At 28.9% G+C, this 23,493-nt stretch carries 30 protein-coding genes; 9 read left to right on the top strand and 21 right to left on the bottom strand.

Annotation, left to right across the window (positions count from 1 at the left end; translation table 11 throughout):
- Nucleotides 1-36: 36 nt before the first annotated feature.
- Entirely contained in the window at nt 37-273 is a 237-nt protein-coding gene (locus F7018_RS01680) for a NifU family protein (RefSeq protein ID WP_150898241.1), read from the bottom strand.
- A 9-nt stretch (nt 274-282) separates the two neighbouring features.
- A complete protein-coding gene (locus F7018_RS01675; protein ID WP_150898240.1) occupies nt 283-1,413 on the bottom strand; it encodes an Mrp/NBP35 family ATP-binding protein in 1,131 nt (376 codons plus the stop codon).
- 127 nt (nt 1,414-1,540) lie between these two features.
- On the opposite strand from F7018_RS01675, the gene F7018_RS01670 reads away from it, so the two are divergent.
- Complete coding sequence (locus F7018_RS01670) at nt 1,541-2,440, top strand: sterol desaturase family protein (RefSeq protein WP_150898239.1); 900 nt, start codon at nt 1,541-1,543, stop codon at nt 2,438-2,440.
- On the opposite strand, the gene F7018_RS01665 is transcribed toward F7018_RS01670, so the two are convergent.
- The 4 genes from F7018_RS01665 to F7018_RS01650 form a co-directional block, all read right to left on the bottom strand.
- Nucleotides 2,435-2,761: an MGMT family protein gene (locus F7018_RS01665; RefSeq protein WP_150898238.1), complete on the bottom strand. Its 327-nt coding sequence runs from the start codon at nt 2,759-2,761 to the stop codon at nt 2,435-2,437. The two genes, F7018_RS01670 and F7018_RS01665, sit on opposite strands and share 6 nt — an antisense overlap.
- 3 nt (nt 2,762-2,764) lie before the next feature.
- A complete protein-coding gene (locus tag F7018_RS01660; protein ID WP_150898237.1) occupies nt 2,765-3,376 on the bottom strand; it encodes a LysE family transporter in 612 nt (203 codons plus the stop codon).
- A 95-nt stretch (nt 3,377-3,471) separates the two neighbouring features.
- On the bottom strand, nt 3,472-4,143 hold the full coding sequence (gene trmB / locus F7018_RS01655; protein ID WP_150898236.1) for a tRNA (guanosine(46)-N7)-methyltransferase TrmB: 672 nt from the start codon (nt 4,141-4,143) through the stop codon (nt 3,472-3,474).
- A gap of 12 nt (nt 4,144-4,155) precedes the next feature.
- Nucleotides 4,156-4,374, bottom strand: a complete 219-nt coding sequence (locus F7018_RS01650) for a DUF6341 family protein (RefSeq protein WP_150898235.1) — start codon at nt 4,372-4,374, stop codon at nt 4,156-4,158.
- Nucleotides 4,375-4,416: 42 nt separating this feature from the next.
- Here F7018_RS01650 and F7018_RS01645 point away from each other — a divergent pair, with 42 nt between their 5' ends.
- Complete coding sequence (locus F7018_RS01645) at nt 4,417-5,319, top strand: DUF6427 family protein (RefSeq protein ID WP_150898234.1); 903 nt, start codon at nt 4,417-4,419, stop codon at nt 5,317-5,319.
- 2 nt (nt 5,320-5,321) lie between these two features.
- Here F7018_RS01645 and upp read toward each other — a convergent pair whose 3' ends face one another.
- The 12 genes from upp to F7018_RS01605 form a co-directional block, all read right to left on the bottom strand.
- A complete protein-coding gene (upp, locus tag F7018_RS01640; protein WP_150898233.1) occupies nt 5,322-5,975 on the bottom strand; it encodes a uracil phosphoribosyltransferase in 654 nt (217 codons plus the stop codon).
- 55 nt (nt 5,976-6,030) lie between these two features.
- Nucleotides 6,031-8,193 (bottom strand): peptidase domain-containing ABC transporter, encoded by a 2,163-nt coding sequence (locus F7018_RS01635; RefSeq protein ID WP_150898232.1) that lies wholly within the window; start codon nt 8,191-8,193, stop codon nt 6,031-6,033.
- A gap of 67 nt (nt 8,194-8,260) precedes the next feature.
- Nucleotides 8,261-9,115 carry a CPBP family intramembrane glutamic endopeptidase gene (locus F7018_RS01630; protein ID WP_150898231.1) on the bottom strand — a complete coding sequence of 285 codons (855 nt, stop codon included), beginning with the start codon at nt 9,113-9,115 and terminating at the stop codon, nt 8,261-8,263.
- 98 nt (nt 9,116-9,213) lie between these two features.
- Nucleotides 9,214-9,372, bottom strand: coding sequence for a hypothetical protein (locus F7018_RS18265; RefSeq protein ID WP_175578610.1), 159 nt, complete (start codon nt 9,370-9,372; stop codon nt 9,214-9,216).
- Between the two features lie 602 nt (nt 9,373-9,974).
- Nucleotides 9,975-10,163 (bottom strand): CPBP family glutamic-type intramembrane protease, encoded by a 189-nt coding sequence (locus F7018_RS18830; RefSeq protein ID WP_150898230.1) that lies wholly within the window; start codon nt 10,161-10,163, stop codon nt 9,975-9,977.
- Complete coding sequence (locus F7018_RS18260) at nt 10,132-10,596, bottom strand: hypothetical protein (RefSeq protein WP_217701348.1); 465 nt, start codon at nt 10,594-10,596, stop codon at nt 10,132-10,134. The genes F7018_RS18830 and F7018_RS18260 overlap by 32 nt, the downstream gene beginning before the upstream one ends.
- Before the next feature lie 151 nt (nt 10,597-10,747).
- Entirely contained in the window at nt 10,748-10,918 is a 171-nt protein-coding gene (locus F7018_RS18255; RefSeq protein WP_175578609.1) for a hypothetical protein, read from the bottom strand.
- Between the two features lie 30 nt (nt 10,919-10,948).
- Nucleotides 10,949-11,155: a hypothetical protein gene (locus F7018_RS01620; RefSeq protein WP_150898229.1), complete on the bottom strand. Its 207-nt coding sequence runs from the start codon at nt 11,153-11,155 to the stop codon at nt 10,949-10,951.
- A 113-nt stretch (nt 11,156-11,268) separates the two neighbouring features.
- On the bottom strand, nt 11,269-11,586 hold the full coding sequence (locus F7018_RS01615; protein ID WP_150898228.1) for a helix-turn-helix domain-containing protein: 318 nt from the start codon (nt 11,584-11,586) through the stop codon (nt 11,269-11,271).
- An 82-nt stretch (nt 11,587-11,668) separates the two neighbouring features.
- Complete coding sequence (locus F7018_RS01610) at nt 11,669-12,826, bottom strand: HlyD family secretion protein (RefSeq protein ID WP_150898227.1); 1,158 nt, start codon at nt 12,824-12,826, stop codon at nt 11,669-11,671.
- A 191-nt stretch (nt 12,827-13,017) separates the two neighbouring features.
- Nucleotides 13,018-13,185, bottom strand: coding sequence for a hypothetical protein (locus F7018_RS18250; protein ID WP_175578608.1), 168 nt, complete (start codon nt 13,183-13,185; stop codon nt 13,018-13,020).
- A gap of 15 nt (nt 13,186-13,200) precedes the next feature.
- A complete protein-coding gene (locus F7018_RS01605) occupies nt 13,201-13,977 on the bottom strand; it encodes an alpha/beta fold hydrolase (protein ID WP_150898226.1) in 777 nt (258 codons plus the stop codon).
- A gap of 50 nt (nt 13,978-14,027) precedes the next feature.
- Here F7018_RS01605 and F7018_RS01600 point away from each other — a divergent pair, with 50 nt between their 5' ends.
- The 3 genes from F7018_RS01600 (at nt 14,028) to F7018_RS01590 (ending at nt 16,391) form a co-directional block, all read left to right on the top strand.
- Entirely contained in the window at nt 14,028-14,576 is a 549-nt protein-coding gene (locus F7018_RS01600; protein ID WP_150898225.1) for a hypothetical protein, read from the top strand.
- Nucleotides 14,577-15,848 (top strand): branched-chain amino acid transport system II carrier protein, encoded by a 1,272-nt coding sequence (gene brnQ, locus F7018_RS01595; protein WP_150898224.1) that lies wholly within the window; start codon nt 14,577-14,579, stop codon nt 15,846-15,848. It begins immediately after the preceding gene.
- Nucleotides 15,849-15,935: 87 nt separating this feature from the next.
- A complete protein-coding gene (locus F7018_RS01590) occupies nt 15,936-16,391 on the top strand; it encodes a nuclear transport factor 2 family protein (RefSeq protein ID WP_150898223.1) in 456 nt (151 codons plus the stop codon).
- Between the two features lie 57 nt (nt 16,392-16,448).
- Here F7018_RS01590 and F7018_RS01585 read toward each other — a convergent pair whose 3' ends face one another.
- The 3 genes from F7018_RS01585 to F7018_RS01570 all read right to left on the bottom strand — a co-directional run bounded on the left by F7018_RS01585 (nt 16,449) and on the right by F7018_RS01570 (nt 19,485).
- Nucleotides 16,449-16,937, bottom strand: coding sequence for a DUF3575 domain-containing protein (locus tag F7018_RS01585; protein WP_150898222.1), 489 nt, complete (start codon nt 16,935-16,937; stop codon nt 16,449-16,451).
- A 214-nt stretch (nt 16,938-17,151) separates the two neighbouring features.
- Nucleotides 17,152-19,257: a ferrous iron transport protein B gene (gene feoB / locus F7018_RS01575; RefSeq protein ID WP_150898220.1), complete on the bottom strand. Its 2,106-nt coding sequence runs from the start codon at nt 19,255-19,257 to the stop codon at nt 17,152-17,154.
- 3 nt (nt 19,258-19,260) lie between these two features.
- Entirely contained in the window at nt 19,261-19,485 is a 225-nt protein-coding gene (locus F7018_RS01570) for a FeoA family protein (protein WP_150898219.1), read from the bottom strand.
- A gap of 127 nt (nt 19,486-19,612) precedes the next feature.
- Between F7018_RS01570 and F7018_RS01565 the strand changes: the two genes are divergently transcribed.
- Genes F7018_RS01565 through F7018_RS01550 form a run of 4 tightly spaced genes read left to right on the top strand, consistent with a single transcriptional unit; the run spans nt 19,613 to nt 23,493 of the window.
- Complete coding sequence (locus F7018_RS01565) at nt 19,613-20,764, top strand: DNA polymerase III subunit (RefSeq protein ID WP_150898466.1); 1,152 nt, start codon at nt 19,613-19,615, stop codon at nt 20,762-20,764.
- 3 nt (nt 20,765-20,767) lie between these two features.
- The gene (locus F7018_RS01560; RefSeq protein WP_150898218.1) at nt 20,768-21,235 is read left to right on the top strand and encodes a hypothetical protein; all 468 of its coding nucleotides are present in this window, start codon (nt 20,768-20,770) and stop codon (nt 21,233-21,235) included.
- Between the two features lie 58 nt (nt 21,236-21,293).
- Nucleotides 21,294-22,706, top strand: a complete 1,413-nt coding sequence (locus tag F7018_RS01555) for a sensor histidine kinase (protein WP_150898217.1) — start codon at nt 21,294-21,296, stop codon at nt 22,704-22,706.
- Between the two features lie 4 nt (nt 22,707-22,710).
- The gene (locus tag F7018_RS01550; RefSeq protein WP_150898216.1) at nt 22,711-23,493 is read left to right on the top strand and encodes an enoyl-CoA hydratase/isomerase family protein; all 783 of its coding nucleotides are present in this window, start codon (nt 22,711-22,713) and stop codon (nt 23,491-23,493) included.

Here is a 23,493-nt window from a genome sequence, read left to right as displayed (position 1 = left end):
TTAGTTGTAATTTTTTTAAATACTGATTTTTATCAGTTATTCAACATTAATTACTTCTTCAATTTCTGGTGCGTATTTTTTAATTGTTGCCTCAACTCCGTTTTTTAACGTCATTTGATTTACTGAACAACCACTACAAGCTCCTTCTAATTGTACTTTTACTGTATTATTTTCAATAGATAATAACTTAATATTTCCACCATCGCTTACTAAAAACGGGCGGATTTCTTCTAACGCCTTCTCTACGTTATTTTTTGTTTCTGTTGCTGTCATAATCTTTGATTATTTTGTGCTACAACCACTCATTGTTGTAATACGAACTACTTCAGTTGGTGGTAAATTTGCATTTCTTTTTAATAATTGAGAAACCATTTCTTTTGTTACATCTGTAAATGCTTTTTCTAATGGTGAGTTTTCTTGTAAAGCTACTGGACGTCCTGCATCCCCTGCTTCACGAATACTTTGCACCAATGGAATTTCTCCTAAGAAACTAGTTTCAATATCTTCAGCTAAATTTTTTGCGCCTCCTTCTCCAAAAATGTAATATTTATTATCTGGCAATTCAGCTGGTGTAAAATACGCCATGTTTTCCACAATACCTAAAACTGGCACATTAATACTTTCTTGTTGAAACATTGCTACTCCTTTTTTAGCATCTGCTAAGGCAATGTTTTGCGGTGTACTTACTACTACTGCTCCATTAATTGGAACTGCTTGTACTATTGATAAATGTACATCTCCTGTTCCTGGAGGTAAATCAATTAATAGAAAATCTAACTCTCCCCAATCTGCATCAAAAATTAATTGGTTTAATGCTTTTGAAGCCATTGGTCCACGCCAAATTACTGCTTGGTTTGGGTTTGTAAAAAAACCTAGAGATAATAATTTAACTCCATAGTTTTCTACTGGTTTCATTTTTGAACGTCCATTCACATTTACTGCTAATGGCTTTTCTAATTCTACATCAAACATTAAGTGTTGTGATGGCCCATAAACATCGGCATCTAAAACTCCAACTTTGAACCCCATCTTTGCTAAAGATACTGCCATGTTAGAAGTAATAGTAGATTTTCCTACTCCTCCTTTACCAGATGCTACTGCAATAATATTTTGAATATTAGGAATTTCTTTTCCTCTTATCTGGTTTGGATTTTCTTTTTGTTGAACTTCTACCTTCACATTCACTTTTACATCAATCTTTTCATCGACGTGTTGGTGAATTGCTTTCATTATCTCAACTTCAACTTTCTTTTTAGCTTGTAATGTCGGATTAGAAATTGTTACATCAACAATAACCTCATCGCCAAAAGCTACTACGTTTTTTATATTTTCGTTTTCAACCAAACTTTTACCTTCTCCAGGTGCAGTAATAGTTTCTAACGCCTTGTATATATCTTGTTTCTTAAAACTCATTAGAGTAATAAATTAAATTAATTCTAAATTACAAAGATACGCTTTAGCCCTCATAAAATAAAGCGTTTACATCGTGATTATTTATAGATTTATAAGCGATATTTATTTTTAGTATTTTCGTTAACCTATGGATCTAATAAATCAAATAAACTTACTGGCTTACCCTATAGCTATTCCTATATTTATTCTCTTAATTTTAGTAGAAATATATCTTGGTTGGAAAGACCGAAATCAGAATCATGAATTCAAGGACTCTGGTGTAAATATTCTTTCGGGATTAATCTTCTTTATAATTTCATTATTTACAAAATCATTAAAACTATTACTATTCTTTTTTGTATATGATAATTTTAGACTATTTACAATTGGATATAACTCTTGGCCATCATGGATAATTTTATTCTTTTTAGATGATTTTGTTTTTTATTGGGGACATAGAATTTCTCATACCGTATCCTTTTATTGGGCTAGTCATGTAGTACATCACTCTTCTGAACGTTTCAATTTTTCAACTGCTTTACGAAAAACTTGGACCTATGATGTTACAGGACATTTTTTATTTTGGATTTGGTTGCCTTTAGTAGGTTTTCATCCTCTACAAATATTTGCTATTAAAACTTTAAATTTTATTTATCAATATTGGATTCACACAGAAAAAATTAAAAAGCTTCCTTCTTGGTTTGAATTTGTTTTCAATACACCTTCTCATCATAGAGTACATCATGGATCTAACTTAAAATATTTAGACAAAAATCATGCTGGCGTATTAATTATTTGGGATCGTATGTTTGGTACTTTTCAAAAAGAAGAAGAAACTCCTACTTATGGATTAACTTCTAATATTAAAACTCATAACTTATTTAAAGTTGAGTTTCATGAATGGAAAAGCATGCTTACTAGAGCTTTTAACAGTGGGAGTTTACTTAATGGAATTAAGTATTTATTAATGCCTCCGGGTTGGAGTCATGATAAGAGTACTTTAACTACAAAAGAACTGAGGAAAAGTCTTGGTGATAAAAAACTATAATTCTTCAGATGGGTTCCAAAAAACCTTATCAAAATCTTGAATTTGATTTTCTTTAACCTTTATACCTTCACTTTCTAAAAGTTGCTGCATAAGGTTTGTTCCATCAAAATGCTGTTTACCTGTTAGCAAGCCTATTCTATTTACAACTCTATGCGCAGGAACATTTTTAGCACTGGAATTATTCATCGCCCAGCCCACCATTCTTGCAGAACGTGCTACTCCTAAATATGTTGCTATTGCTCCATAACTGGTAACTCTACCGTATGGTATTAAACGTGCTACTTCGTAGACTCTTTCAAAAAAATTATCTGATTTTCCCACTTATTAAAAATATAATTTGACAGCTGAATAAATTGCAATAAATCCTGTGATTACCCCTATTAATATTGTAAAATATTTAGAATACTCTATAAGTTTATTCTCAAACTTTTGAGCTAAAAAAAGATAACTACTTAAAATAGCAAAAGTCCCAAGAACGGTCCCCAACCCAAAAACTGAAGTACAAACAAGTCCTGACATTGCCCATCCGTGCATTACAAATGATGAATGTGCTACTGCAAAAAAAGGAATTGCAAACATATTAACAGAAGACAATGACAAACCAAAGAAAAAACCATTTCGGATAGGTTTGTTTTCTTTCTGTTTAGACTTTGACAGCCCTTTATATATAAAAGTTGCAGAAATAATAGCAAAAACAAAGATTGCTATTTTTTTAACCCAAGTTATTATTTGAGGATATTCTTTCAAAAAAGATGATAACAAAACTGCTAATAAAACCTGAATTAAAACAATTACCGAAGCTCCAAGAGCAAATTGATAGGCAATTTTTCTATTATTTTCAATACAAATTTTACTCGCTGTAATATTTAACATACTTGGTGGTGTATAACCTATATAGGAAGTTACAAATCCTAGTGCCAAGTGTGATAATATCATTTCTTACGAGTTTTGTTTTACTATTGTGTTGGACGGAAAGAATGAGCAATCCTTTCTCAAAAATAGCTTAAAAACTCTTTATAAATTGAATTTATCTAGTATTTTAATTTAAAACGGATATAAGTAATTGGTTTACCTATTTCTAAGTATTGTTTTTCGTAAAAAGTTTGTGTTGAAGTTACTTCCTCTGGAGCTCCTTCATTTTTATACACATTGTGGTTTGCATGTATTATTTCATGTCCTTCTCCATGCAACAAGCCTAATGTATATCCATGCATAAACTCGCTATCGGTTTTTAAATTCATAAAACCTCCTTCTTTTAAGATATGGTAATATCTTCTTAAGAAGGTAGCATTTGTCATACGATGCTTAGTACGTTGATACTTTATTTGTGGATCTGGGAAAGTAATCCATATTTCATCAACTTCATTTTCTGCAAAAATGTAATCGACTAATTCTATTTGGGTTCTAATAAAGGCAACATTATCCATGTTGTTTTCTAGAGCTGTTTTAGCTCCACGCCAAAAACGAGCACCCTTTATATCGATGCCAATAAAATTTTTATCTGGATTTTTTTCAGCTAATGCAATAGTATATTCTCCTTTACCACACCCCAATTCTAAAACAATAGGGTTATCGTTTTTAAAAAAAGTATTCCATTTTCCTTTTAAAGAAAAATTATTGATTACTTCTTCTCTCGATGGTTGGATAACATTAGCAAACGTTTCATTTTCTTTGAAACGTTTTAATTTGTTTTTACTTCCCAATGTGTGTAGAAATTAAGCTCTATCTTCAGTTCCTTCACGTAGAAAAGTAGCTGATTGGTTCATCCAATAAGCAAATAACACTACTAAAACTCCTAAGAAAATCCAATTAACAGTGTTAGAAGTCCACCATCCTGCATCTCCTTTAGCTACTTCTAATCGTAACCACTTAAAAGGGACGAATAATACTTCAAATAAATCTCCTATTAATCTAAAAATATTTAATCCTAACATAACTTGATTATCTTTACGTTTGCAAAAATATAAAAAGAAACGATGTTAGCCAATTTTTTCGGTAAATCTAAACCTGTAAATTTTGTAGTGCTTTTTGCACTCTTTTTAATTTATTTTTCTTTAAGCCTATTTTCTAAAGAGTTATCCTTTGGTCTTTTTAAAGAACTTCTTTGGTTTATTGTGGTTTTTTCTGTCTATAATTTCATTATTGCAAAGAATCAACTCACTTTTGATAATTCTTATGCTTTTTTATTCTTTGTAATTCTTCTGGGTTTTTTCCCAGACACTTTAAATATTAACAATACTTTTTATGCTTGTTTAACTGTATTACTCTTTTTGCGTAAAGTATATAGTTTGCAATCGTCAAAGAATGTTTTTCATAAAATATTTGATGGTGGTTTATGGCTTGGGTTTTCATTTTTAATTGAACCTTATACCGCCATATTTATTATTCTACTCTATCTTTCTATATTCTTACATCAGCGTTTTACGTATCAAACATTACTAATTCCTATTATTGGATTTAGCAGTCCTGTTTTTTTATATTTTACTTATTGTTTTTGGTATGATAAAACTGAAGACTTCCAGCTTCTTTTTAATTGGAACTTCTCTTACAAATTGGATTTCTATTTAAATACTAAATATTTATTTCCAATTATCTTCATTTCCTTTTTAACATTGTCTTCTATACTGCTAAAAAGTCCAAAAGTATTAGCTGTTCTTAACACTTTTAGAAAAAACTGGATACTAACTTTAACTCATCTAACTATTTCTTTATCTATAATTTTCTTAATTAAAGATAAGATAGGTAGTGAATTATTATTCTCTTTCTTTCCTATTTCTGTAGTGTTAGCTAATGGTTTGGAATTATTCCAAAAAAGATGGTTTGCAGATTTATTTGTTATAGCTGCATTAGCATGTTCAATTATTCTGTATTTTATATAGAATTACATTTTTGTTCCAAATGCTAAATCTCCTGCATCTCCTAAACCAGGAATGATGTATCCTTTGTCGTTAAGTTTTTCGTCAATATCAGCAATCCATAATTCTGTATCGTCTGGAAAGAATTCTTTAATATAATCAACTCCTTCCGATGAACCTATCACTGAAACAATTTTAATTTCTTTAGGAGTTCCATATTTTTTTATGGCCTCATAAACTGCTACTAACGAACGTCCTGTTGCTAACATTGGATCTACCAATAATAATGTTTTTCCATCTATTGATGGTGAAGCAAAATATTCTACTACGATTTCAAATTCTTCATCATTATTTGGGTGATGACGGTACGCAGAGATAAAAGCATTTTCTGCATCATCAAAATAGTTCAATAATCCATTATGCAAAGGCAATCCCGCTCTTAGAATTGAACATAAAACTGTATTGTTAACTGGTAAATTTGTTGGTTTAATTCCCAAAGGAGTTTGAACATCCTTATTTTCGAAAGATAATTTTTTACTTAACTCATAACCTAAAACCTCTCCAATTCTTTCTATATTTCTACGAAAACGCATTGAATCTTTTTGTACGTTAACGTCTCTAATTTCTGCTAAAAATTTATTAAGTATAGAGTTTTCTTGAGCTAGGTGATGAATGTGCATTAAAAATTATTTTAGTGATACAAATGTAGGTATTCCTTTGTAATTTTTTCAGCTATCAAATAGTTTTTAATTTGGGCATTTGTTGTTGCCATAAATCATAATATTTTCCTTGTTTGTTATATAGTAGATTATGATTTCCTTGCTCTAATACTTTTCCTCTTTGTAAAACTACAATATCGTCTGAATTTACTACTGTACTTAACCTATGAGCAATAATTATAATCGTTTTATTTTGTTCACGTAAGCTTTCTACTGCTTTTTGAATATAATTCTCTGAAGAAGAATCTAAAGAAGAAGTTGCTTCATCTAGCACCAAAACTTCTGGTTGCTTATATAATGCTCTAGCAATAGCTATTCGTTGTTTTTGTCCGCCAGATAAAGTAGCTCCATTTTCTCCTAAGTATGTATTAAATCCATTAGGTAAACTTTCTATAAACTCTAAAATCCCAATTGATTTACAAATATCTATTATCAATTCCATATTAGGGGCAAAATCTCCAACGGCAATATTATCAATTACATTACCTGCAAATAAATCTATTTTTTGAGGCACAACGCTTACCAACTCACGTAAGCTCTCATGTTGTATATATTTTAAATCAAAATCTCCAATGGTTATTTGTCCTTTTTGTAAAGGATATAAGTTTTGTAATAAGGATATTAATGTTGATTTACCTGAACCACTTTCTCCAACAATAGCTGTAATATTTCCTTTTTTAATTTTTAAATTAAAATCAGTAAATACTTGTACCCTTGTACCATATCTAAAAGCTACATTTTTAAATTCGATATCTTTAATCTTCTCTTTCTTTAATACAATTCTATCTTCATTTTCTTCACGTTCTAAATCCATGATTTCAAACAAACGGTCGGCTGCAATTAATGCGTTTTGTATTTGTTTATTCGTTCCAATTAAACTTGCTACAGGACTCATAAAATATCCTATAATAGCATAAAAAGACATTAATTCTCCTGCAGTAATTTCTCTCTCAATAACAAAATAAGAACCAGACCATAATAAAATAATAGTAAATAACTGTGCTGTAAAAGTTGTTGAAGTTCCTGAGAAAATTGAGTTTAAAGCAGATTTATATCCAACATTTAATAAACTTATAAAACGTGTTTCTGTTTTAATGTTTGCAAAACTTTCTAAACCAAAACGTTTAATAGTTCCCACAGAGTTTAACGATTCTACTAACTGGCTTTCCAAATCAGCAGAACTCTCCATTATTTTACGTTCTGTTTTTTTATTTAATTTATTTATAATTAAATAAATTACTAGATATAAAGGGATAACCAATAACATGATTAATGCTAATTTCCAATAATACATAAACATAATACCAAAAGAGAAAAATAGGATAAGAATATTAACCGTTAAATTCAATGAAACATCGTTTATAAAGGTTCTAATTTTTACAGCATCGTTAATACGAGAAATAATTTCTCCTACTCGCATAGTATCAAAAAATTGTTGTGGTAATTTTAATAAATGTTTGTAATAACCTAAAATTAGACGAGCATCTATTTGTTGCCCACTTTTAATAAGAAAGACATCTTTAAAAACACCTATTACAATTTGTAACCCTAGTAATGAAAGCATTATTAAACTTAGTAAGTTTAATAATTTGGTATTGCCTCCAATTAAGACATGATCGGTAATTTTCTGTATATAAACAGACGTAGAAAACCCTAATAATGTATAAACAACCGCTCCTATTAAGGCTTGCAATAAAACAAATTTATGAGGCTTTAATAAAAACCAAAAGCGTTTTAAAACAGATACTTTTTCATTACCTGTAGTGAATTCTTCTTTTGGTAATAATAAAACTAAAACACCTGTCCATTCTTTTAAAAATTCTTCATGTGTTTTTTTATGGATTTTCCCATCTCCAGGATCCATAATTTTTATGTATTCTTTTGTTACTTCATAAATAACTACATAATGCTGTAGTTTTTCTTTAACAATTATATGTGCTATAGCAGGTTTAGGTATCTTAAACAAACTATCTAATTCACCACGTACACCTTTAGCTTCAAAACCTAGTTTTTCTGCTGCTTCAATAAGACCTAATACATTCGTACCTTTTTTATCGGTGCCTGCATACTGACGTATACGAGCAATAGGTATTTGTAATTTATAATGAGAAGCAATAGAAACTAAACAAGCCGCTCCACAATCTGTAACATCATGTTGTTTTATGGTGATTTTTGCCATTATTTTTCAGTTTAAAACAGCAAATAAAAGCATGTTCAATGCAGTTTTAATGCGTTGAATCATAATTTCACGTTATTACTACGTCCTTCTTTCTTTCATAGTAAACAACTATGAGAGTAATTAAAATTAATTGAAACATTATAGAGAAAATTGATCCTTCAAAACCAAAATCACCACCATTAAAAATATTCTTCTTTTTAATTTCAAATTCAATAATAGAGTAAAAATCGTGACCACTTACATTGAATCCGAATAGTGTTTGAAATAGATTCCAACTAAAATGTAATGCAATAGGAAACCATAAATTCCTAGTATATACATATGATACTCCTAACATAATCCCACATAAGAACAAACTTAAAAAACTAAACCAATCTATATTAGAATTAAAACTATGTATTAAGGAAAATAATAAAGCTGATAATACTAGTGCTAAAGGAGAGTACATCGATTTTAATAAATTTTTTAAAACATACCCCCTGAAAACAACTTCTTCTGAAAACGAAACAAAAATGCAAACCAAGATAGAAAAACAAACTTCATGAAAATTAAAAATAGTTCTTATATAAGTAACTTGATTTAATTTAATTAAAAAAAAATAACTAGTCGACAAAATAACAAAACCTATAAGAGCACCAAATAAAATATCTTTCCCTCTGTTTTTAAATTGAAACCCTAATAAAGTAAAACGTTCTTTATCTACATATTTCATAAAAAATGATAGTAATGAAAAAGTTCCAACACAACTAAAAAAAGAAACAATAAGAAGTTCTTGGACAGACAAATGATTAACATCTATTATTCTATCTGTTACCCCTGCAAATATTAAGCCTACAAACTGAAAAATTCCAATGACAAAGAAATATGGAATAATTAAAAGAAACACTCTAACATATCCTTTAGGTGATGAAACATCTTTCATAATTTATTCTTAATTAAATTATTAATAGACTATTTTTAGTTTAAAACATCAAAATAAAGGGTTTATAGAAAACTATAAACCCCTTATCTTTTTGAAAATTATTTATTAGCTCCGGCACTATTAAATCCAGATAATTCTAAATATTCGCCGGCTTGTTCTCCATACTTTAAAAAAAGGAAAAATATAAGTCCTCCATTAGTTTCATTGATTTCTTTAAAGTTCAGTTCCTGAACACCAAAGTTTTGTAAATTTTTCATAAAATTGTTTTTTTTAAGATATTAATTTGTTTTTTGATTGTGAAAATTTGTCATTGAAAAACGACAAAGTGATTTATACTTATAAAACAATAGATTACCTACTCTAATCTTATAATTCATGAAGATATAAAACCCCAATCTACATCAAAACGTTACCGTGTGCACCTAGTAATATTTTGATAACTCAAATATCAATTCATTCACTGCACAAACCTTGCAATAAATAAATTTCTTTTCAAAAAATAGTTCCCTCCAAATATTCGGGTTACTTCATTATTCGTTAATACATCCACAGAGGTAACCGCCTGTAAATCAAAATTATTACAATAATAATAAGTCTTTCTACTCCTACTATAGCATATTTCCGCATTGTAATCTTTCAATTCTCCTATCAATAAATACACAGAACACTTTCTATTATTCACTATGACTTTCTATAATAAGTAAACCTTGAAGTATCAGTAAACTTTCTAAAATTTTTCATATTTTTTTTTAAAAATTTCGGGTAATTTTTTGTGAGAAAATAGTAAAAAAGCTATAGATAAAGAAGAGTTATAAAATCATGAAAAACGTTAAAATTAATTAAAAACAACACTTTTAAACTACATTTTAAAAATTACCATGGAAATAAAATTGTTTAACATATGGAATAAAACAGAAAACACAAAACCATATTTAATTCTTAAGTATCCCATTATAGTGCCAGAGATAAATTGAGGTAAAATCAATAAAGGAATTAAGAAAATGTTGTAAATAATTTTAATATTTCCGATATGTATTAAAGTAAACATAATTGAAGATAAGTAAAAAAAAAGGGAAATAATTACTCCATATTATTTCTATATTTCTTAATTTCTCCTTTACTAAAAAATATAATAATACTGTAATTAATATTGATATAACCAACCTATCGAATACATATTCTGAAAATTTTAAAAAAGCAATGTCAAAAATAAATATAGAGCTTAATAAATAAACAATAAATAATGAGGACATTATAAAATTAACTTTATTAAAAACTAAAATTAACCTAAATATAATTTCTTCTATGATTGGTGTAATTATTACCCCTATAATAATCACTTTTAAAAAACTCCATTTTTCTATTTTTTCTGCCACAATATTTTTCTCTTCTATATCAAATATTAAAAAAAAAGGAGTCATAATAGCAAGAATAAATGTAATTGTTATTATATAAATCTTAAATATATTAAATATTTTCATTAACACAGAACCTTTATATTTTTCTAGGTTTGGTGAAACAATATACCTTACAATATCTCTCATTAAATAAATCATAATTGGAAAAACACCTTTTAAATAAATAAAAAAAGCATTAATAAAAATATTAATGCTTTAAAAAATAAACTAAATCCTATCCTGGTATTATTTTATCAGCTTGATCAAAAAGCCAAGATATAGCTGACCCTACAGCTATTATTGAAGCTCTGACGTGTTTTCCAACTGCATAACCTGCATCATAAGTTCCTTGATCACCACCATTTATGTTTATTAATTCTTTCTGTGTTAAATTTTTAACATTCATAATAAATTTGTTTAAATTAAAAAATCATTTTTATACTTTGTGAGAATCCATACCCCAAAGAGCATCATAAAAACCATGTACAGAATCAAATGCATTTTTAATAGCATTCCCTACTTTAGCTACACTCCATAACCAACTATCTGTATCTATTCCATAATGTGCAGGAGATCCTCCATTAACCTCCATTACTTCTAATGATTTCAATTCTTTAAGCTTCATTTGTTTTATATTTTTCATAAAATTAAATTTTTAAAAATTTCTATTTTGATTGCTTTTTTAAACTCACAATCTGCAACAAAACATTACCATGTGCACCCAATAATATTTTGATAATTCAAATATCAATTCATTCACTGCACAAACCTTGCAATGAATAAATTTCTTTTCAAAAAATAGTTTCCTCCAAATATTCGGGTTACTTCATTATTCGTCAATACATTCACAGAGATAATCACCTGTAAATCAAAATCATTACAATAATAATAAGTCTTTCTACTCCTACTATAACATATTTCCGCATTATAATCTTTCAATTCTCCTATCAATAAATGCACAGAACGCTCGCTAATATTCATTAAACGCGCTAATTCTTTTGGTGTTCCTGTACTTTCTATAGCAATTAAACTATGAAGTCGTTGTAAACGCTCTAAAGTCTTAATGTTTTTCATGTTTTTTAATAATTTACCGTCATCAGAAAAAATTGCTTCTTGACTGAGGGAATTATTTTATTCCTCACAATGACAACGAGTTTTATTTTTTTGATATTTGAGTTGATGGATTTAACCAATCATCCATTTTATCGTAGAGCAAATCAAATAAAGTACGTTTAGTAAGTTCAAAACGAGCGTTAACTAACATTCCTTTTTTTAACTGTCCTTTAAACCCGTTTTTTAACTGTAAAAAATTTTGGTTTAAAGAACATAATACTTTAAATACGGGTGTATTATTTACTATTTGTACATCATTACCTATTTCTATAATATTACCTGTAGCCAAACCCCATTGGTTGTAATTAAAAGTACTTACTTGAAAATTAACCTTGTGGTCTTTTTTTAACAAACCAATATTATTCGGGTTTATATAGCATTCCACAATTAAATCAGTTTTTGGTGATATTTCTGCTAATTGAAATCCCTTAGTAATGAAACTACCGTTTTCAATTCCTTTTACATTTAATAATGTACCAGTAGTGGGAGATTTTATTATTGATAAATTATTGCTTTCTTTTAATTGAGTTTTATTGGTTTGTAATTCTTTTAATTGGTTTTGGTAGTTAACCATTTGATTTTGCCATGTGCTAAATTGTTGCTTTTTGTATTGAGAAATAGCATTTAAAGCTAAATCATATTCTAACCTACTATTACTAAGTGTTATTTTGGCTATAACTCCTTTTTTAAATAAGTTGTTGTTTCGTTTATAATCTTCTCTAATTTTTCGAAAACGTGTATTTAATTCGTTTAATTTTTGCTTGTAAAAGTTAATTTCTTGTTGATATTTTAAAGAGGTAGGTTTATGACTTAAAATTTTATTTGTAATCAATAATTTTAAATCGTTAATAAACGTTTTAGTTTCTTCTATTTGACCAATTGTATTTTCAATTTTTTGGTTGATTGCAAAGTTATTAAGTACTAAAAGTGTATCTCCTTTGTACACCTGTAGATTGTTTTTAAGTTGATGAAATACAACTTTACCGTTTCCACTACTATTTAATAGTATTCTTTCTTTATCTGCTCTTATAATTCCTTGAGAATTGTTATAAATAGTAATTTTAATAAAGCGGAGAGAAATAAAAGAAATAATTAAAGCTAATAAAATAATACTGAAAATAATTTTACTTTTATTGGAGTGCTTGAATTGATGTACTTCAACACTATTCTCTATTATCTCTTTTGGAAATATTTGTTTCATAAGCAATTAATTTTGCAGTTATAATTCAAAAAAAAGAGTAGAGTAAGGGTACCTATAGCAATTCAATATAGCAATTTAGAATAACTATCTTTTATTGTTCATAAATATAAACTTTTATTTAATTCGAACAAAAACAATTTCATTTTCTTAACTAACCTATGTTTTTTCAACACATGCAACACCTCAATAAATTAAAAAATAACATAAGAAAATTTAACCCCTACAGCTGGATAGATTGTTGAGCTATCAATCCATTTTGAAGTATCAAAATCTATAGCTAATCCTAATTCTACATGTGTATTAAACAACCTATTTCCTCCTAAAGACCTTTTAGCTATATAGTTCGTTTGAAAAACCAAGTTTTATGCCAGCAATTATTTTACAAATGTCTTTAACATTTTTATAACTTCTTCCTTATTTTCAATATGACTCATATGTCCATTTGATAAAAACTGAATTGGTGTTTTTGTTCTTTTCGCTTCCTCTCTAATTGACTCCTTATTTATAACAGGGTCATTTTCTCCAGAAATAATTAAACGTTTTTCAATTTTCTTTAAAACATTTTCTTTATTCTTCCTTAGACGCATTCCTTGTGTTGCTGCTATATAACCTTGAAGCGAAGTTTTTAACGCTTCCTTTTTAACCTCATCAATTTCAAACAAAAATTCTTTTCTAGTTTCTTCTGCAAATAAATTTGCAATAGACATTTTTATCAAACCTGTATAGTTTGTTTGTGCTACTTCACATGCTTTCAAACGTATTTCTTTTCGTTCTTCTGAATCTGCTTGCGATGTTGAGTTAAGCAAACACAATCCTTTAATATTTTCTGAATATTTTTCTGTAAAAGCTAAAGAAACATATCCTCCCATAGAATGTCCAATTATAAAAAATCTTCTAACTCTCAAATGCTTTAAAACTGCTTTAACAGCTTCTGCCATATCTTCCATAGAATGCATATAACCTATACATTCAGAATTACCATGACCTAATAAATCAATACAAATTACACGGTTATTTTTTTTTAGTTCATTGGCTATTCCATTCCACATGGTAACGTTTTCGAGAAACCCATGAAGTAAAACTATAGCTCCTCCTTTTCCTATATCTGAATATGCTATTTTACTGTTTTTGTAATTGATAAATTCTTGCATCCTGCAAAAATATGTATCTTTCACTAGTTAAAAATTCTATATTATAAAAAATGCTTCTTTCTCCCTTCAATAAATTAACTAAAACTCAAGAAAACAGACTTACATACCTGCTTGTTTTTTCTACTATGGCTCTAATTATCTGCATGCTTTATTTAGATAGTTTTCTTACCAATTCTGTATGTAAGCATGGTATAGTTAGTTTTGAATTAGCTAAAGATTTAAAAGTCTCTGAAAGAATTATCAATTCATGGAATGAAACTTCAAAAATTAGTGCAGGTATTAGTTTAGGACTCGATTTTTTATTTTTAATTTCTTATTCTTCTCTAATTGCTATTTTAATTCATAAACTCAACTCTCATTTATGGAAGGGTACTCGACTTTATAATTTTGGAGTAATTCTAATACTTTCATTGTTTTTTGCTGCATTATTTGATGCTATCGAGAATATTGGACTTATTCAACTATTATTGGAAAACCTAAAACAAACTTGGAGTTCAATAGCCTATTATTTTGCTGTACCTAAGTTTGTAATAATTTTAATTGGCATCCTTTATATTCTTTTCAATTTTGTTTATTTGTTAATCAAAAAATATATTTAGATGAAACTCTCAAAAGAAGTATTGATTACCGGTTTTGCTTTATTTTCTATGTTCTTTGGGGCTGGAAACTTAATTCTTCCACCTTTTTTAGGAAAAAATGCTGGAGATAATTGGTCTTGGGTTACTCTAGGTTTTTTTATAACAGCTGTTTTTATACCTATTCTAGGAATTTTAGCACATGCTAAATTACAAGGAACTATGTATGATTTCGGTAAAAAGGTTTCTCCTTTATTCAGTACTATTTATTGTTTTATTGTATACGCTATTTCCATTGCTTTACCTGCTCCCAGAACTGCTTCTGTTACTCACGAAATGGCTATAGCTCCATACTTTGATACCAATTCAATAATTACAAGTACAATATATTTTGGATTGGTTTTTTTATTTGTAATGAATAGAACCAAGATTTTAAATTTATTAGGTAAGTTTTTAACTCCATTAATCATATTAATACTACTTGCTATTATATTTATTGGAATGTTTACAGCTCCCGTAGCTACAAATCCTTCTACTTTTAATTCTCCTTTTGTAAGTGGTCTTCTTGAAGGCTATCAAACTTTTGATGCCATTGGAGCTGTGGTAGTAGGTGGTATTCTAGTTATTTCAATGAACTTTAATAAAAATACTTCTTTTGAAACTAAAAAAGAGTTAATTACAAAAGCTGGTGTCATAGCTGGTATTGGTCTTTTAATTATATATGCTGGACTTATTTATAATGGAGCTATATACAGTAGTGTTTTTAGCAATGAAGCTACTAGAACAGATGTTTTAAATGCATTAAGCACACAAACTTTAGGAAATATAGGAACCGTTTTCTTAGGAATTTTAGTAGCCTTGGCTTGTTTTACTACTGCTGTAGGTATTATAACTGGTACTGCAGACTATATTAAAGGAATTACAAATAATTCGCAAAATGCTTACACGATTACTGCTGTTATTAGTTGTGTTTTAGGTGTTTTAGTTGGACAGTTTGATGTACATTATATTATAAACATTGCACTACCTGCATTAATGTTTATTTATCCTATAACCATAGTTTTAATCATCTTAAATGTACTTCCTAACAAGTACACGTCTGCTCGAGTTTTTAAAGTGGTTGTTATAATTACTTTTATTTTTAGTATTCCAGATTTTTTAGGTTTTATTGTTCCTAAAGAAAGTTTAGTTGATGTAAAAAACATAATTCCTTTAGCTAATAAGCATTTGGGATGGGTATTACCAGCTATTTTAAGTTTTGTTGGAGTTAACCTAACAAAAGAAACAATTGTTTAAATCTAAAGAACTCACTAACAAGTACTTTAACAAGTTGTTAATATCTAAAAATCAGTAAATTGATTATTTTTAACAAAACCAAAAGTCATGAAAACTTTTTATTTGTTAATCATTTTATTGATTACAACTCAACTCACTGCTCAAGAGAAAGAGCAAGCAATTAAGGACGTAAAGCAAGCTGCCTATAATTACATTGATACTTTTTACAAAGCTGATACTACTTTAGCTTACAAAAGTGTTCATAAAGACCTCAGGAAAGTAGGCTGGTGGTTTGACAAGAAAAAAGGAAAATTTTCTAATAAATCTGAAATGCCATTTCATAAACTAATTGCATTGGCAAAAAAATGGAACGCTAAAGGCAATAGAGCCAATGAAAATTCAATTAGAAAAATAAACATTTTAGAGGTTTCCGATAAAATTGCTGTAGTAAAGGTTACGGCAGTTTGGGGAATAGATTATTTGAATATGGTAAAAACTAAAGATGGCTGGAAATCTATCAATATCATCTGGCAATCAGAACCTAAATTTTCTTTAAAAGATTAATCCATAAAAAAACCGAACTAGTTTAAGTTCGGTTTTTTATTTTATTTAAAAGAGTTATTAAAATCTATACCCTAAATTAATACCTACTCTTGGTACAATAGATCTTGAATCTGAAGAAAACATATTTCTACCTAAACCTCCATGAACATCAATAACAAAACCTCCTGAAGATACATACTTAGATCCAACAGCTATACCTAAAGCTCCATCTGTGTATTCTTTGTATTGATTTGTTCCAATTTTTCTTTCACCTGTGTTAATTCCTAAAAAAACTTCTCCAAAGTAATTCCAGTTTCTATTATTTGTAAAATAATGACGGAAAAATGGCGTAATCATTCTTTTTTCATTGTATCTAAAATCTGCTGATCTCTTCTCAAAATTAAATAATGCAGAAACTCCAACAGAAGATTGTTCGCTTGTATAATACTCGTAAGATACGTCTAAGGTTTTAAGTGCTAAAGCATCAAATATGTCAACTTTTACCTCTTGTTGTGCTTGAGCAAATGCGCTGATAAATATCACAGCAACTAATATTATTTTTTTCATCTTTTACTTTTTATTGATTTAAATTACCTATCAATTATAGTACCACAAACATACATTAATTGTTCAAGGCTTTAAAAACTTACAACAACATTTTATAACTATGAACAATTACAGTTTGTATCGCAATTATTTTTCTTTTTTGATTTTATAAAAAACTTTTTAATCAAAAAAACAACTGCCAGTAAAACAACTATATATGTTAAAACTTTTTGCATTAACTTAAAAATTGATAGGCTCCTAATGCCGATAAATATGCTAAAACTCCCATTCCTACTAATTGTATTAACGGCCATTTCCAGCTTTTAGTTTCTCTTTTTACAATAGCCAATGTAGCCATACACTGCATTGCAAATGCATAAAACAATAATAAAGATATCCCTGTAGCAAAGTTAAATCGGCTTTTACCTGTTTCTGAATTCATCTCTGAAGCCATTTTTTCTTTAATTGTAGTTGTGTCTTCATCATTATTCTCTACACTATAAATAGTTGCTAAGGTCCCAACAAAAACTTCCCTTGCAGCAAAAGACGCTATTAAACCTATTCCTATTTTCCAATCGTAACCTAATGGTTTTACAATTGGTTCAATTGTTTTTCCTGCAATACCTATATAAGAATTCTCCAACTTAGCTGAAGCTATTTTTTGTTCTAGCTCTTGCTCTGATAACTGTTGATTCATTGTCTTTTGGGCTATGTCTTTTTCAACATTATCAAATGACGAAGGTCCATGCGATGCTAAAAACCATAAAACTATAGAGATTGCTAATATTATTTTTCCCGCTCCAAATACAAATGCTTTTGTTTTTTCTAATACATCTAAAAAGACATTTTTTACAGAAGGCACTTTATAATCAGGCATCTCTATTACAAAAAACGAATTACTTTTAATTTTTAGTGTTTTATGTAAAATAAATGCTGCTATTATTGCCGCTCCAAAACCAAGAACATACAATCCTAATAATGTAAGTCCTTGTAAACTTACAAAACCTAAAACTTTAGTGTTTGGAATAATTAAAGCAATTAAAATAGCATATACTGGTAAACGAGCAGAACATGTGGTAAATGGCGTAACTAAGATTGTAATTAAACGTTCTTTCCAACTAGAAATAGTACGTGTTGCCATTACTGCTGGTATTGCACATGCAGTTCCCGAAATTAAAGGAATTACACTTTTACCACTCATACCAAATCGTCTCATAATTTTATCCATTAAAAAGACAACTCTACTCATATATCCCGTTTCCTCTAAAAGGGCAATAAATAAAAACAAAATGGCTATTTGTGGAATAAAAATTACAACTCCTCCAATACCTGGAATAATTCCATCAGTTAGTAAATCAGTAAACATACCTTCTGGTAGTTTAGATTTGGTAAACTCTGCAATGTTAGCAAACAAGCCATCTATAAAATCCATTGGAGTTGATGCCCATTCAAAAATCGATTGAAAAATCAATAACAGCAATCCAAAGAAAATAACATATCCAAATATTTTATGAGTAAAAACACGATCTAATTTAGATCTTATATCTGTTCCTTTAGAGCTATCTACCTCATAAGTTTTCTTTAAAATTGAATTAATTTTTTGGTATCTATAAATTGTTTCTTTATGCTGATACTTCTTCTGTTTAGACACATCATGACCAAACTGCTCTAATTCCTCTTCTTCCTTACTTGAAAGCAACGATGTATATTGCTTGGTATACATTAACCATAATTCGTAAATAGAAAATCTTTGACTTTTTTCTGATAATTCTTTAAAGTAATCAGCATCAATTCTAGATGAAATTTCTTCAAAGTTTGAATATGGTTTTATCGCTTTATAATTTGCAATTTCTTCTTTTAAATCATCAATCCCTTGATTGTTTCTTGCTGAAATTAAAACTACTTTAGTGTGTAGTTCTTTTTCTAAGCTATCAATATCAATTGAAATTCCTTTTCGTTGTAACTGATCGGCCATATTCAAGGCTAAAATTACCGGAATCTCTAAATCTTGAATTTGAGTAAATAGCAGTAAATTTCTTTTCAAATTTTCAACATCAGCAACTACTACAATTACTTCTGGCTTATCATCTTCATTAGAAGTTAATAAGTTTTTTAACACAATACTTTCATCAATCGAAGTTGGATTAATACTGTAAGTACCAGGTAAATCGGTAATTATAGCTGATTGTTTATTTGGTAATTTACATACACCTTGTTTTTTATCAACAGTAACTCCAGGGTAGTTTCCAACTTTCTGATTTAAACCAGTTAACTGATTAAATAATGATGTTTTTCCTGTATTAGGATTTCCTATTAATGCTACTTTAATACGTTTACTCATCAGTTAAATTTTAGTAACTATTATTTGACTAGCTGTTTCTTTTCTTATTGCTAAGTGACTTCCATTTACACAAATGTAAATTGGGTCTTTTAAAGGGGCTATTTGCAATAGTTCCACTTCTGTACCAGGTAAGCAGCCCATTTCTAATAATTTTAACGGTATAACATCTAAGCTTTCTTCAGATATAATTCCTCTTTCTCCGATTTGTAAAGTTGCAATTGAATTCAAACGACATGTATAAATTAACCCACAAATATATTAAAATAGAACGATTCTAAACAACAAGCTTTGTTAATTATAAGCTCAAGCTTCATTTATTAATTGTCCTATCTGTATGAAACCTTATATTTGTGCTATGACTTTCGACCAAATCATCGGACAAGAACATATTAAAAAGCATTTACAACAAACTGTTAAAAACAACAGAATACCTCATGCTCAACTTTTTGTTGGTAAAGAAGGTTCTGGTACTTTAGCTACTGCCATTGCATATGCTCAATATTTATTATGTAATTCCTCTGCAAATGCCGAGGCTTGTAATTTAAAATGTAGTAAACTACAGCACCCTGATTTACATTTTGCTTTTCCAGTAACTACAAACGATTCTGTAAAGAAACACCCAGTAAGTAATTTATTTTTAAACGATTGGAGAGACTTTATTGAAAAACAACCTTATGGAAGTTTATTTAATTGGTTGCAACATATTGGAGTTGAAAATAAGCAAGGACAAATTGGAGTAGATGAAGCTGAAGATATTGTAAAAAAATTACAACTAAAATCATACGAAGGAGGTTTTAAAGTAATGATAATTTGGATGGCTGAAAAAATGAATGTAGCTGCTTCCAATAAATTATTAAAACTTATTGAAGAACCACCTAGTCAAACTATCTTTTTGTTAGTTACTGAAGATGAAGGTCAAATTATCAATACTATCAAATCTAGATGTCAAGCATTGCATTTCCCTTCATTAAGTAGTGCTGATATAGCAAATACTTTAATTCAACAGGAAAACGTTTCTGAAAATGAAGCTACAAAAACAGCTTATCAGGCAGAAGGAAATTACAACAAAGCGCTTCAGTTATTAAACAATAATTCTAATGATTTAATTTTTGAAGAATGGTTTATAACTTGGATTCGAGCGGCTTTTAAAGCAAAAGGTAATGCAGCTGTAATTCAAGACTTAATAGGCTGGTCGGAAACCATTGCAAAATCGGGAAGAGAAACACAAAAACAATTCTTACAATATTGTTTACAATTCTTTAGACAAGCTTTATTATTAAATTATGGTACTCCTGATTTAGTTTTTTTAGAAACAAAAACGAACAACTTCAAATTAGAAAAATTTGCTCCTTTTATAAATAGTGCAAATATCTTAACTATAGAAAAAGAAGTTAGCGATGCTCTATATCATATTGAACGAAATGGAAATGCAAAAATTATTTTATTAGATTTATCAATCAAATTAACTCGTCTTTTGCATACCAAAGAAGAAAAAATTAATGCTTAAAACATGAGAACATCTTATATAATTACGGTTATTATTTTCGGAATACTTTTTGCTGCATGTAAACAGGAAAAAAAAGCTGCTTTAAACGATTATATGGTTGGAAGTTGGCAAACTGAATATATCAAAATTGAAATGCCAACTATTAATAAAACTGATAGCACCTCTGTTTTTGAAGATAATTTTAGTAAGCCTAATACTGGTAGAGCTCAATCTACTTATAAAAAAGACGGAACTTTTAAAGCTTGGTTTCAACAGCCTAATGGTGAAAAAACTGGAAAAACTAATGGTAAATGGAAAACAAAAAATGATAGTTTGTATGTAGATTACCCCTATTTAGGAAAACAGGTTCAAGCTTGGTATAAAATAACTAAAACAAAAGAAGGTTTTGAAGGTAAAGTAGTTTATGATTGGGATAATGATGGAGAATTTGACGATACTTTAATTATGAAAACTAAAAGAATAAAAGAATAAAAGAATAAAATTGCTAAACGTTAACAACATATCCTTACGTATCCGAATATTTTTGTCAATGATACTTCTTGTATTATTGGCTTCTGTTTTAATTGTATTAGTAACTGTTTATCAGTATGGTGAACAAACCAAAGATTATAACATTCATCGTTTTGGAAGAAAGGAAACTACCATTAAACAAGCTATTGAAATTGAATTAAAACGTAGAACAACATATCCTGTTAACACAGAAAACTTATCTAAAATTTTTCAGGACAGAATTTATGAGATGGCTGCTGTTCATAAGCTTACAATTACGATGTATGGTATGGATGGTCGGTTTTTAAAATCGTCAAAACCTTATAATTTTGAAAAAGTAGAAGATAAACCTCTTTCTAGTGAAATAACTACTGAATTAGCTAATAATTCTGATCATAAAATTTTAAAAAGTAGAAGTAAAAACGGAATTACCTACCAATCTTCCTATACGTATATAAACGATTTACGCTTTAAACGTATTGGAATACTTGAAATACAAATAGCGCAAAATAACGAAGAACAAAAAAAGGAGTTACAAGAATTTATTTCACGCTTGTCACTTGTATACATTCTTATGTTCCTAGTAGCAATTGCGTTGGCATACTTTTTATCAAGCTATATTACACGATCTATTCAAACAATTTCAGAAAAAATTAAAGAGACTCGTTTAAACAAACGAAACGAAAAAATCACTTTAAACTCTGCTAGTTCAGAAATCAATTCTTTGGTTGATTCTTATAATAACATGATTGATCAACTAGAAGAAAGTGCTGTAAAATTAGCTATGAGCGAACGTGAACAAGCGTGGAGAGAAATGGCAAAGCAGGTTGCTCATGAAATTAAAAATCCATTGACTCCTATGCGACTTTCTGTTCAAAGTTTTGAAAGAAAGTTCAATCCAAACGACCCTAAAATTAAAGAAAAAATGTCTGAATATAGTGAAACACTTATTCAGCAAATAGATGTAATGAGTTCTATTGCCTCTGCATTCTCTGATTTTGCTAAAATGCCTACACAACGACGTGAAAAATTAGATGTAGTAGATGTTGTAAAACACTCGTTAGACATATTTACAGAAGGATATATACATTACATTCCACAAGAAACAGAATTATTTGCCAACCTAGATAAAACACAATTGATTAGAATTGTAACCAACTTAGTAAAAAATGCTACACAGGCAATAAAAGAAAACGAACAAAATCCTAGAGTTGAAGTAAAAGTTACTTCAGAAGGTAATAACGTTAAAATTTCTGTTTCTGATAATGGAAAAGGTATTACCGAAAAAAATAAAGAATTAATTTTTGAACCTAAGTTTACTACTAAAACAAGTGGAATGGGATTAGGTTTACCAATGATAAAAAATATAATTGAAGCATATGATGGTTCTATTACTTTTACCTCAACTGAGGGTATAGGAACTGTTTTTAATGTAATTTTACCCAAAACATAATCAAATGAATTTCGAAAACATCTTAGTTGATACTTCTAACGGATTAGCTACAATAACTATTAATCGTCCAAAAAAATTAAATGCTTTAAACAAAGCAACTATTGAGGAATTACATACAGCTTTTGATAGCTTAAATAATGATTCTTCAATAAAAGCAATCATTATTACGGGTAGTGGAGAAAAAGCTTTTGTTGCTGGTGCAGACATTTCTGAATTTGCTCATTTCTCAGTAGCAGAAGGTGCTGAATTAGCCAGAAAAGGACAAGAAACTTTATTTGATTTTGTAGAAAATTTATCTACTCCAGTAATCGCCGCTGTTAATGGATTTGCATTAGGTGGTGGGTTAGAATTGGCAATGTCGTGTCATTTCAGAATTGCTTCTGACAATGCTAAAATGGGATTACCAGAAGTATCTTTAGGTGTAATACCTGGCTATGGAGGTACACAGCGTTTACCACAGCTTGTAGGTAAAGGAAAAGCTATGGAAATGGTAATGACAGCTGGAATGATTTCTGCTGAGGAAGCTAAAGATTCTGGATTAGTAAATCACGTTACAACACAAGAAGAATTAATTCCATTAGCTGAGAAATTAGCTAGCAAAATAATGAGAAATTCATCTGTTGCGATTAGCGCCGCTATTAAAGCTGTAAACGATAATTTTAAAGACGGTATTAATGGTTTCGAAACAGAAATTACTGAATTTGGAAACTGTTTTGGTACAGAAGATTTTAAAGAAGGAACTACTGCTTTTCTAGAAAAAAGAAAACCTAATTTCCCTGGAGCATAA

The organism is Tenacibaculum aiptasiae (assembly GCF_008806755.1).
GTDB lineage: Bacteria > Bacteroidota > Bacteroidia > Flavobacteriales > Flavobacteriaceae > Polaribacter > Polaribacter aiptasiae.
Note: the sequence above shows the minus strand (reverse complement) of the source record. Positions and strands in the feature narration are given on the sequence as shown.